The following is a 527-nucleotide window of genomic DNA, read 5'->3' as shown; positions in this document are numbered from 1 at the left end:
CTAAAGGTAATAATTAATAAGCTGGCCTCTTTTTTGGAAAAGCGCCATAAGTTGCGTAGGTCTTGTACACTGACCAGCTGCAGCATAGAGATAGAAATAATGGACGCTAAGATCGCTTTCGGTAAATAATAAAATAAAGGCGTCAGAAAGAGTAAAGTGAGTAATATCAATAAGGCTGAAATAATGCCTGTCATTGGGCTTTTTGAACCACAATCTGCATTTAATACCGTACGAGAAAAACCACCAGTAACAGGAAATGCACCACACATTGCAGAACCTATATTGGCAAGACCAAGCCCAACAAGTTCTTGATTCGGGTCAATGTCTTGGCGTCGTTTAGCGGCAAAGGATTGCGCCACGGATACAGAGCCAATAAAGCCAACAATACTAATCAAAAAAGCGCTGGGTAATAGCTCTTCTACTATCTTCCAGTTGATGCCTTCCATATTGATCCCTAATGGCTTAATCGGCACGCTACCAATAATGCTGACGCCCATGTTTTCAAGAGACAATAGAGCAACGGTTGC

Annotated in this window: 1 protein-coding gene; it reads right to left on the bottom strand. The window is 41.7% G+C overall.

Annotated elements, in window-relative coordinates:
• Nucleotides 1-527 (bottom strand): SulP family inorganic anion transporter (locus tag ACFO3N_RS25040; protein ID WP_379801532.1); only part of this gene is annotated, 527 nt, incomplete at both ends.

The organism is Flavobacterium chungangensis (genome assembly GCF_042654045.1).
GTDB lineage: Bacteria > Bacteroidota > Bacteroidia > Flavobacteriales > Flavobacteriaceae > Flavobacterium > Flavobacterium chungangensis.
Note: the sequence above shows the minus strand (reverse complement) of the source record. Positions and strands in the feature narration are given on the sequence as shown.